Below are 9997 nucleotides of genomic sequence, written 5' to 3'. Positions count from 1 at the left end.
AGGCCGGCACAGGCCACGCAAAACCACCAAGCACAAAAAAAGCACCTCGAGAGGTGCTTTTTGTTTGCCGGCAATCTGCGCTTAGCGCTTCATGCTTTCTGGCAGGTGTGGCTGGATGGCAGTCAGTACCGCCTTGAAGCACTTGATGTTGCCTGCAACGATGTGGCCTTTGTCGAGGAAGTCGTGGCCGCCGTTGAAGTCGCTCACCAGGCCACCGGCTTCCTGGATCAGCAGCACGCCAGCTGCCATGTCCCATTCGGACAGGCCCGACTCCCAGAAGGCGTCGAAGCGGCCAGCGGCCACGTAGGCCAGGTCCAGGCTGGCGGAGCCGGCGCGGCGGATGCCGGCGGTCTGGCCGGTCAAGGCGCGGAACATGCCCAGGTAGTTGTCCATGTCCGCCATCTGGCCATCACGGAATGGGAAGCCGGTGCCCAGCAGGGCGCCTTCCAGGCTTGTACGCGAGCTGACGCGCAGGCGGCGGCCGTTGAGTTGGGCGCCACGGCCCCGGCTGGCGGTGAATTCTTCCTGGCGAACCGGGTCGACGATCACGGCGTGCTCAAGGCGACCGCGGTACTTGCAGGCGATGCTGACGGCGAAGTGCGGGATGCCGCGCAGGAAGTTGGTGGTGCCGTCCAGCGGATCGATGATCCACAGGTAATCCTTGCCTTCTTCGCCGCTACCCGCGTGCAGACCGGTTTCCTCGCCCTGGATGGAGTGGTTCGGGTAGGCCTTGCGCAGGGCGTTGACGATGCTTTGCTCGGCGGCGCGATCGACTTCGGAAACGTAGTCCTTGGCCTCTTTCTCATCGACCTTGATGCTATCCAGGCGTTCGATGGAGCGGAAAATCAGTTCACTGGCGCTGCGAGCGGCGCGCAGGGCGATATTCAGCATAGGCTGCATGGGCGGGTCACCTGGAGATGTTAAAGAAGAAAGCCGATCATTCTAGCAGAAAACTTTGGCGGCAGAAGTGTCACATTTGCTTTCATGGCGTTACGTCTGTCGGTTCTGTAAGATCGAAGGCCCTGATTCCTGCATCTGTGAGCACAACACCTTGCTGCAAAATATTCGTGTTGTTCTGGTCAATACCAGCCACCCCGGCAACATCGGCGGCGCTGCGCGTGCCATGAAAAACATGGGCTTGTCGCGTCTGGTGCTGGTGCAGCCGAAAGAATTCCCCGCCTTGGATGCCAGTGCCCGTGCCTCGGGCGCCGACGACTTGCTGGATAACGCCCAGGTGGTCGACAGCCTCGAACAGGCGCTGGTCGGCTGCAACCTGGTGATGGGCACCAGCGCCCGCGAGCGCAGCATTCCCTGGCCGTTGATCGGCCCGCGTGAGTGCGGTGCCAAGGCGGTGGAACATGCCAATGGCGGCGAGGAAATCGCCCTGGTGTTCGGGCGCGAACACGCCGGCCTGACCAACGAAGAACTGCAGCGATGTCACTTCCATGTGCACATTCCCTCCAATCCCGACTTCAGCTCGCTGAACCTGGCTGCTGCCGTGCAGGTGCTTTCCTACGAGGTGCGCATGGCCTGGCTGGCTGCCGGCGAGGTGCCGGGCAAAGTCGAGAAGATTGATGCCACTGAGCTGGCGACCATGGATGAAATGGAGCTGTTCTACGACCACCTGGAGAAAACCCTGGTGGGCATTGGCTTCCTCGACCCCGAAAAGCCCAAGCACCTGATGCCGCGCCTGCGCCGGCTGTATGGGCGGGTGGCGGTCGAGCGTTCGGAAATGAGCATTTTGCGCGGCATCCTCACCGAGACCCAGAAAGTGGTCCGGGGCGAGCCGCATAAACGGAAGGACTGACAGATGTTCGAACGCCTGCGTGAAGATATTCAAAGCGTATTCCACCGTGACCCGGCTGCGCGCAATGCCTTCGAGGTGCTCACCTGCTACCCCGGCATGCATGCCATCTGGCTGCACCGCCTGGGCAATGCCCTGTGGAGGCGTGATTTCAAATGGCTGGCCCGGCTGGTGTCGAATTTCGGCCGCTGGCTGACCGGTATCGAAATCCACCCGGGCGCCACCATTGGCCGGCGCTTTTTCATCGACCACGGTATGGGCATCGTCATTGGCGAAACCGCCGAGATCGGCGATGACGTCACCCTGTACCAGGGCGTGACGCTCGGTGGCACCAGCTGGAACAAAGGCAAACGCCACCCCACCTTGGAGAACGGCGTGGTGGTAGGGGCGGGTGCCAAGGTCCTGGGGCCTTTCACCGTCGGCGCCGGGGCCAAGATCGGTTCCAATGCGGTGGTCACAAAGGCAGTGCCGGCTGGGGCTACGGCGGTAGGCATTCCAGGGCGGATCATCGTCAAGAGCGAGGACACTGAAGTCGAAGCCAAGCGTAAGGCAATGGCCGAGAAGATCGGCTTTGACGCCTACGGTGTCAGCGGCGACATGCCCGACCCGGTGGCGCGGGCCATCGGCCAGATGCTCGATCATCTGCAGGCCGTCGACGAACGGTTGGAGGGTATGTGTGGCGCGCTGACCAAGATGGGCAGTGACTATTGTGCCAAAGAACTGCCGGCCTTGCCGGAGGACGACTTCACCGAGGTTGCTCAGGTGGCCCAGCGCGACACTCAGTCGCATTGATCGCGCCGTGCTGAAATCATGTTGACATGCGGGCGTGTGCTCACGCCCCTCGTCTGCTACAATCGCGCCCGCCTCCCTGATGCAAACCCGACTAAAGCAGTAGGTCTAATAGTTGACTTAAATGCTCGGGAATCGCATACTCGCACACATCCCGAAACTCCCGTGGTACCCAATAGCCATGCGACTGACTACCAAAGGCCGATACGCTGTGACCGCCATGCTCGATCTGGCGTTGCACGCGAAGCATGGGCCGGTGTCTTTGGCCGATATTTCCGAGCGCCAGGGCATTTCCCTCTCTTATCTGGAGCAGCTGTTCGCCAAGCTGCGCCGCAGCAGCCTGGTTTCCAGCGTGCGCGGTCCGGGCGGTGGCTACCAGCTGTCGCGGGGCATGGAAACCATCCAGGTGGCCCAGGTCATCGATGCGGTCAACGAATCGGTCGATGCCACCCGTTGCCAGGGCCTCGGGGACTGCCATGCCGGTGATACCTGCCTGACCCACCACCTGTGGTGCGACCTCAGCCAGCAGATCCATGAATTCCTCAGCGGTATAAGCCTGGCCGACCTCGTCAAGCGCCGTGATGTGCAGGAAGTCGCTCAGCGCCAGGACCTGCGGCGTGTCGCAGGACGAACCGCCCAGCTGGACAAGATTGAGACGTCTGCCGTCGATTGACCCCCTGGGACGACGAGCGACGCCACCGCCTGATAGGAGAGACAAATGAAGTTGCCGATCTACCTCGATTACTCTGCGACCACTCCGGTCGACCCACGCGTGGCCCAGAAGATGGCCGATTGCTTGCTGGTCGACGGAAACTTCGGTAACCCGGCCTCGCGCTCCCACGTCTTTGGCTGGAAAGCCGAGGAAGCGGTGGAAAACGGTCGCCGCCAGGTTGCCGAGCTGATCAACGCCGATCCGCGTGAAATCGTCTGGACCAGCGGTGCCACCGAGTCCGACAACCTCGCACTCAAAGGTGTCGCGCACTTCTATCAGACCAAGGGCAAGCACATCATTACCTCCAAGATCGAGCACAAGGCGGTCCTGGATACCGCTCGCCAGCTGGAGCGTGAAGGTTTTGAGGTCACCTACCTGGAACCGGGCGAAGACGGTATCGTCACCCCGGCCATGGTAGAGGCGGTGCTGCGCGACGACACCATCCTGGTCTCGCTGATGCATGTGAACAACGAAGTCGGCTCGATCAACGACATTGCCGCCATCGGTGAACTGACCCGTTCGCGCGGCGTGCTGTTCCATGTCGACGCCGCCCAGTCGGCCGGCAAGGTCGAAATCGACCTGCAAAAGCTGAAGGTCGACCTGATGTCGTTCTCGGCGCACAAGGTCTATGGCCCGAAAGGCATCGGCGCACTGTACGTCAGCCGCAAGCCGCGTGTACGCCTGGAAGCCATCATTCACGGCGGCGGTCATGAGCGCGGCATGCGTTCGGGCACCTTGCCGACCCACCAGATCGTCGGCATGGGCGAAGCCTTCGCCATTGCCAAGCAGGAAATGGTTGCAGAAAACGCACGCATCAAGGCCCTTAGCGACCGCTTCTTCAAGCAGGTCTCGAACCTTGAAGAGCTGTACGTCAATGGCAGCCAGACTGCACGTGTACCGCACAACCTGAACCTAAGCTTCAACTACGTCGAAGGCGAATCGCTGCTGATGTCGCTGAAAGACATCGCTGTATCGTCCGGTTCGGCCTGTACCTCCGCGTCGCTCGAGCCGTCCTACGTACTGCGTGCTCTGGGCCGCAACGACGAGCTGGCGCACAGCTCGATCCGCTTCTCCTTCGGCCGTTTCACCACCGAAGAAGAAGTCGACTACGCCGCGCAGAAAGTCTGCGAGGCTGTCAACAAATTGCGTGAACTGTCGCCGCTGTGGGATATGTACAAAGACGGCGTTGACATCTCCAAGATCGAGTGGGCCGCCCACTAAGCAGTCGCCGGCAAGAGCGGCTCCCTGATGAGGAAGGAATTGCACCATGGCATACAGTGAAAAGGTCATCGACCACTACGAAAACCCGCGCAACGTCGGCAAGATGAATGCCGAAGACCCGGATGTCGGCACCGGCATGGTCGGCGCCCCGGCCTGCGGTGACGTGATGCGCCTGCAGATCAAGGTCAACGAGCAGGGCGTTATCGAAGACGCCAAGTTCAAGACCTACGGCTGCGGTTCGGCCATCGCCTCCAGCTCCCTCGCCACCGAGTGGATGAAGGGCAAGACCCTGGACGAGGCCGAAACCATCAAGAACACCCAACTGGCCGAAGAACTGGCGTTGCCGCCGGTCAAGATCCACTGCTCGGTACTCGCCGAGGATGCCATCAAGGCAGCCGTACGCGACTACAAGCAGAAGAAAGGCTTGATCTAAGTCGCCTGTTGCAAGGTAAGGAGTTCTGATGGCTATCAGCATGACAGAAGCCGCCGCCAACCACATTCGCCGCTCCCTCGACGGGCGCGGCAAAGGTGAGGGCATTCGCCTGGGCGTGCGCACCACCGGTTGCTCGGGTCTGGCCTACGTGCTGGAATTCGTCGACGAACTGGCGGACGAAGACCAGGTGTTCGAGAACCATGGCGTCAAGGTGATCATCGATCCCAAGAGCCTGGTCTACCTCGATGGCACCGAGCTGGATTTCGTCAAGGAAGGGTTGAACGAAGGCTTCAAGTTCAACAACCCCAACGTGCGCGGTGAGTGTGGCTGCGGCGAAAGCTTCAACGTTTGAGGCTGGCTGTGGGTACTCCTTGTCATTACGCATTGTTTGACCTCCAGCCAAGCTTCCGTCTGGATCTCGACAAGCTGGCCACTCGCTATCGCGAGCTGGCCCGCGAAGTCCATCCTGACCGCTTTGCCGACGCCTCCGAGCGTGAGCAGCGTATAGCGCTGGAAAAATCCGCGGCCCTCAACGACGCTTACCAGACGCTGCGCAGTGCGCCGCGTCGCGCGCGCTATCTGCTGGCCATCAGCGGCCACGAAGTGCCCCAGGAAGTCACGGTCCACGACCCTGACTTCCTGCTGCAGCAGATGCAGTGGCGTGAAGAGCTCGAAGAACTGCAGGATGAAGCCGACCTTGACGGTGTCGGCGTGTTCAAGAAGCGCCTGAAGGCCGCCCAGGACACGCTGAATGAGGACTTTGCCGGCTGCTGGGATGCCCCGGGCGAGCGCGACAAGGCTGAACGCCTGATGCGCCGCATGCAGTTCCTCGACAAGCTCGCCCAAGAAGTGCGCCAACTGGAAGAGCGCCTCGACGATTAACCCCGGTGCTGCCCGTGATGGCACCTAAGGTATTCAGATAAGCATGGCCCTACTGCAGATTGCCGAACCCGGTCAAAGCCCTCAGCCGCACCAGCGCCGTCTGGCGGTTGGGATCGACCTGGGCACCACCAACTCAATGGTCGCTGCGCTGCGCAGCGGCCGTAGCGAGCCCCTGCCCGATGCGCAGGGTAACGTCATTCTGCCGTCCGCGGTGCGCTACCTCGAAGGGCGCAACGAAGTGGGGCAGGCCGCGCGTGATGCCGCCTCCAGCGACCCGTTGAACACCGTGCTGTCGGTCAAGCGCCTGATGGGGCGCGGCCTGGCCGACGTCAAGCAGCTGGGTGAGCAACTGCCATACCGCTTTGTGGGTGGTGAATCGCACATGCCGTTCATCGACACCGTGCAGGGGCCGAAAAGCCCTGTGGAAGTGTCTGCCGACATCCTGAAGGTGTTGCGCGAACGTGCCGAGGCCACCCTGGGTGGCGAGCTGGTAGGCGCGGTGATCACCGTGCCGGCCTATTTCGATGATGCCCAGCGTCAGGCTACCAAAGACGCAGCGCGTCTGGCCGGCCTGAACGTGCTGCGCCTGCTCAACGAGCCGACTGCGGCCGCCGTAGCCTATGGCCTGGACCAGAACGCCGAAGGCGTGGTGGCCATCTATGATCTGGGCGGCGGTACTTTCGATATTTCCATCCTGCGCCTGACCGCTGGCGTATTCGAAGTGCTGGCCACCGGCGGTGATACCGCCCTGGGTGGTGACGACTTCGACCATGCGATTGCCGGCTGGATCATCGAGCAGGCTGGCCTGTCGACCGATCTGGACCCGGCTACCCAGCGCGCGCTGCTGCAAACCGCCTGCGCCGCCAAGGAAGCCCTGACCGACGCTGACGTGGTCAGCGTCAGCCATGGTGCCTGGCACGGAGAGCTGACCCGTAGCGCCTTCGAAGCCATGATCGAGCCACTGGTTGCCCGCAGCCTGAAGGCCTGCCGTCGTGCCGTGCGCGACAGTGGCGTTGAACTGGAAGAAGTCAGCGCCGTGGTCATGGTCGGTGGTTCGACCCGCGTGCCACGTGTGCGTGAGGCCGTGGGCGCGCTGTTCGGGCGCACCCCGCTGACCTCGATCGACCCGGACCAGGTGGTGGCCATTGGTGCCGCCATCCAGGCCGACACCCTGGCCGGCAACCGCCGCGAAGGTGGCGAGCTGCTGCTGCTCGATGTCATCCCGCTGTCGCTTGGTCTTGAAACCATGGGTGGGCTGATGGAGAAGGTGATTCCGCGCAACACCACCATTCCGGTGGCCCGCGCTCAGGAGTTCACCACGTACAAAGATGGCCAGTCGGCCATGATGATTCACGTGCTGCAGGGCGAGCGCGAGCTGATCAGTGACTGCCGTTCGCTGGCCCGCTTCGAACTGCGCGGCATCCCGGCCATGGTTGCCGGTGCTGCAAAAATCCGCGTCACCTTCCAGGTGGATGCCGATGGCCTGCTCAGCGTCGCTGCCCGCGAGCTGGGTTCGGGCGTGGAAGCCAGCATTCAGGTCAAGCCGTCCTACGGCCTGACCGACGGCGAAATCGCCCGCATGCTCAAGGACTCCTTCGAACACGCCGGTTCCGACAAGCACGCCCGTCAGTTGCGTGAGCATCAGGTGGATGGCGAGCGGCTGCTCGAAGCGGTGCAGGGCGCCCTGGACGCCGACGGCGATCGCCTGCTCAGCAGTGACGAGCGCGACGCCATCGAATTCCAGATGCAAGAACTACGTGATTTGCTGGCCGGCACCGATGGCGCAGCCATCGAGCAACAGACCAAGCGTTTGTCGCAGGTGACCGATGCATTTGCCGCCCGTCGCCTTGATTCGACGGTCAAAGCCGCACTGGCCGGGCGCAACCTGAATGAGATCGAGGAGTAATCGATGCCGCTGGTGACATTCCTGCCGCATGAGAAGTTCTGCCCCGAGGGGCTGACCGTGGAGGTCGAGCCCGGGACCAACATCCTGGAGCTGGCCCACGACCATCACATCGAGATGGAAAGTGCCTGCGGCGGCGTCAAGGCCTGCACCACTTGCCACTGCATCGTGCGCAAGGGCTTCGATTCGCTCGAAGAGGCTGACGAACTGGAAGAGGACATGCTGGACAAGGCCTGGGGCCTGGAAGCGCAATCGCGCCTTGGCTGTCAGGTGGTCGTCGCTGACGAAGACCTGACCATCGAGATCCCCAAGTATTCGCTCAACCACGCTGCCGAAGCACCGCACTGAGGGCCTGTACATGAGTCTGAAATGGGTTGATGTACTTGAGATCGCAATCCAGCTTGCAGAAAGCAAGCCTGAGGTCGATCCTCGTTATGTGAATTTCGTGGACCTGCACCGCTGGGTGCTGGCATTGCCAGAGTTCAGCGACGATCCGTCACGCGGCGGTGAGAAAGTGCTCGAGGCAATCCAGGCCGCCTGGATCGACGAAGCCGACTAAGCGTCACTTGCAGGTTAGGCAATCCCCCGGAACCCGCGTATAATTCGCGGGTTTAATTTTTCGTAACACTCATATTCTGGAGTTTTCCATGGCTGTTCAACGTACTTTCTCCATCATCAAGCCTGACGCTGTTGCCAAAAACGTCATCGGCAAGATCACCACTCGCTTCGAAGAAGCCGGCCTGAAAATCGTTGCCTCGAAAATGAAGCAACTGTCCAAAGCCGAAGCCGAAGGCTTCTACGCTGAGCACAGCGAGCGCGGCTTCTTCGGTGACCTGGTTGCCTTCATGACTTCCGGTCCGGTCGTTGTCCAGGTTCTGGAAGGCGAGAACGCCATCGCCAAGAACCGTGAGCTGATGGGCGCTACCAACCCTAAAGAAGCTGCTGCCGGCACCATCCGTGCTGACTTCGCCGAGTCGATCGACGCCAACGCCGTTCACGGTTCGGACTCCGAAGCTGCTGCTGCTCGCGAAATCGCTTACTTCTTCGCTGCTACCGAGGTAACCACTCGCTAAGCGAAAGCTTACGGGTGAGGGTGAATCCATGACGACATCTACTGGCAAAATCAACCTGTTGGGTCTGACCCAGCCGGAAATGGAACAATTCTTCGACTCTATCGGGGAGAAGCGCTTCCGTGCCGGCCAGGTGATGAAATGGATTCACCATTTTGGCGTGTCCGACTTTGCGGCCATGACCAACGTAGGCAAGGTCTTGCGCGAAAAGCTCGAGGCCGTTGCCGAGATTCGCCCGCCGGAAGTGGTCAGTGAAGACATTTCCGCCGACGGCACCCGCAAATGGGTGATCCGCGTTGCCTCCGGCAGCTGCGTCGAGACCGTCTATATTCCAACCGACGACCGCGGCACCCTCTGCGTATCGTCGCAAGCCGGCTGTGCCCTGGACTGCAGCTTCTGCTCCACCGGCAAGCAAGGCTTCAACAGCAACCTTACCGCCGCCGAAGTGATCGGCCAGGTGTGGCTTGCCAACAAATCCTTCGGGACCGTTCCTGCCAAAGTCGACCGCGCGATTACCAACGTGGTCATGATGGGCATGGGCGAGCCCTTGCTGAACTTTGACAACGTCATTGCCGCCATGAAAATCATGATGGATGACCTTGGCTATGGCATTTCCAAGCGTCGTGTCACCTTGTCCACCTCGGGCGTGGTGCCGATGATCGACGAGCTGGCCAAGCACATCGACGTGTCGCTGGCCCTGTCGCTGCACGCGCCGAACGACGAACTGCGCAACAAGCTGGTGCCGATCAACAAGAAGTACCCGCTGAAGATGCTGCTGGAGTCGTGCATGGGCTACATGTCCACCTTGGGCGGCAAGCGCGTGCTCACCATCGAGTACACCCTGCTCAAGGACGTCAACGACCAACCCGAGCATGCCGCGCAGATGATCGAACTGTTGCGCGATGTACCCTGCAAGATCAACCTGATCCCGTTCAACCCGTTCCCGCATTCGGGCTACGAGCGACCAAGCAACAACGCCATTCGTCGCTTCCAGGATCTGCTGCACCACGGTGGCTTCAACGTCACCACCCGTACCACGCGCGGCGACGACATCGACGCTGCCTGTGGCCAACTGGTCGGTCAGGTCAATGACCGTACCCGCCGCAGTGAGCGCTATATCGCTGTTCGCCAGCTTTCTGCGGACGTCGAACTGCCAGACAGCGCCGCCAGCCACTGACAGGTA

General features: G+C 61.3%; 13 protein-coding genes. 12 read left to right on the top strand and 1 reads right to left on the bottom strand.

Annotated elements, in window-relative coordinates:
* Window positions 1-81: 81 nt before the first annotated feature.
* Window positions 82-900, bottom strand: a complete 819-nt coding sequence (gene suhB, locus ACF8RA_RS01025; protein ID WP_003248548.1) for an inositol-phosphate phosphatase — start codon at window positions 898-900, stop codon at window positions 82-84.
* A gap of 151 nt (window positions 901-1051) precedes the next feature.
* Here suhB and trmJ point away from each other — a divergent pair, with 151 nt between their 5' ends.
* From trmJ to rlmN, 12 genes are all read left to right on the top strand, one after another.
* The gene (gene trmJ / locus ACF8RA_RS01020) at window positions 1052-1807 is read left to right on the top strand and encodes a tRNA (cytosine(32)/uridine(32)-2'-O)-methyltransferase TrmJ (RefSeq protein WP_176685529.1); all 756 of its coding nucleotides are present in this window, start codon (window positions 1052-1054) and stop codon (window positions 1805-1807) included.
* Window positions 1808-1810: 3 nt separating this feature from the next.
* Window positions 1811-2596 (top strand): serine O-acetyltransferase, encoded by a 786-nt coding sequence (gene cysE, locus ACF8RA_RS01015; protein WP_176685530.1) that lies wholly within the window; start codon window positions 1811-1813, stop codon window positions 2594-2596.
* Window positions 2597-2774: 178 nt separating this feature from the next.
* Window positions 2775-3266, top strand: a complete 492-nt coding sequence (iscR, locus tag ACF8RA_RS01010) for a Fe-S cluster assembly transcriptional regulator IscR (RefSeq protein WP_003248542.1) — start codon at window positions 2775-2777, stop codon at window positions 3264-3266.
* 45 nt (window positions 3267-3311) lie between these two features.
* Window positions 3312-4526, top strand: coding sequence for an IscS subfamily cysteine desulfurase (locus ACF8RA_RS01005; protein WP_003248541.1), 1215 nt, complete (start codon window positions 3312-3314; stop codon window positions 4524-4526).
* 46 nt (window positions 4527-4572) lie between these two features.
* A complete protein-coding gene (iscU, locus tag ACF8RA_RS01000; protein WP_003248539.1) occupies window positions 4573-4959 on the top strand; it encodes a Fe-S cluster assembly scaffold IscU in 387 nt (128 codons plus the stop codon).
* 28 nt (window positions 4960-4987) lie between these two features.
* Window positions 4988-5311 (top strand): iron-sulfur cluster assembly protein IscA, encoded by a 324-nt coding sequence (iscA, locus tag ACF8RA_RS00995; RefSeq protein ID WP_003248536.1) that lies wholly within the window; start codon window positions 4988-4990, stop codon window positions 5309-5311.
* Between the two features lie 8 nt (window positions 5312-5319).
* A complete protein-coding gene (gene hscB / locus ACF8RA_RS00990; protein ID WP_010952065.1) occupies window positions 5320-5841 on the top strand; it encodes a co-chaperone HscB in 522 nt (173 codons plus the stop codon).
* A gap of 43 nt (window positions 5842-5884) precedes the next feature.
* Window positions 5885-7747, top strand: a complete 1863-nt coding sequence (gene hscA / locus ACF8RA_RS00985) for a Fe-S protein assembly chaperone HscA (RefSeq protein ID WP_176685531.1) — start codon at window positions 5885-5887, stop codon at window positions 7745-7747.
* Between the two features lie 3 nt (window positions 7748-7750).
* Complete coding sequence (gene fdx, locus ACF8RA_RS00980) at window positions 7751-8092, top strand: ISC system 2Fe-2S type ferredoxin (RefSeq protein WP_021781772.1); 342 nt, start codon at window positions 7751-7753, stop codon at window positions 8090-8092.
* Window positions 8093-8102: 10 nt separating this feature from the next.
* The gene (iscX, locus tag ACF8RA_RS00975; RefSeq protein ID WP_003248529.1) at window positions 8103-8303 is read left to right on the top strand and encodes a Fe-S cluster assembly protein IscX; all 201 of its coding nucleotides are present in this window, start codon (window positions 8103-8105) and stop codon (window positions 8301-8303) included.
* Window positions 8304-8391: 88 nt separating this feature from the next.
* Window positions 8392-8817, top strand: coding sequence for a nucleoside-diphosphate kinase (gene ndk / locus ACF8RA_RS00970; protein WP_003248526.1), 426 nt, complete (start codon window positions 8392-8394; stop codon window positions 8815-8817).
* 28 nt (window positions 8818-8845) lie between these two features.
* Window positions 8846-9991, top strand: a complete 1146-nt coding sequence (gene rlmN, locus ACF8RA_RS00965) for a 23S rRNA (adenine(2503)-C(2))-methyltransferase RlmN (RefSeq protein WP_021781773.1) — start codon at window positions 8846-8848, stop codon at window positions 9989-9991.
* Window positions 9992-9997: the final 6 nt, after the last annotated feature.

The organism is Pseudomonas sp. FYR_5, assembly GCF_043106315.1.
GTDB lineage: Bacteria > Pseudomonadota > Gammaproteobacteria > Pseudomonadales > Pseudomonadaceae > Aquipseudomonas > Aquipseudomonas putida_Y.
Note: the sequence above shows the minus strand (reverse complement) of the source record. Positions and strands in the feature narration are given on the sequence as shown.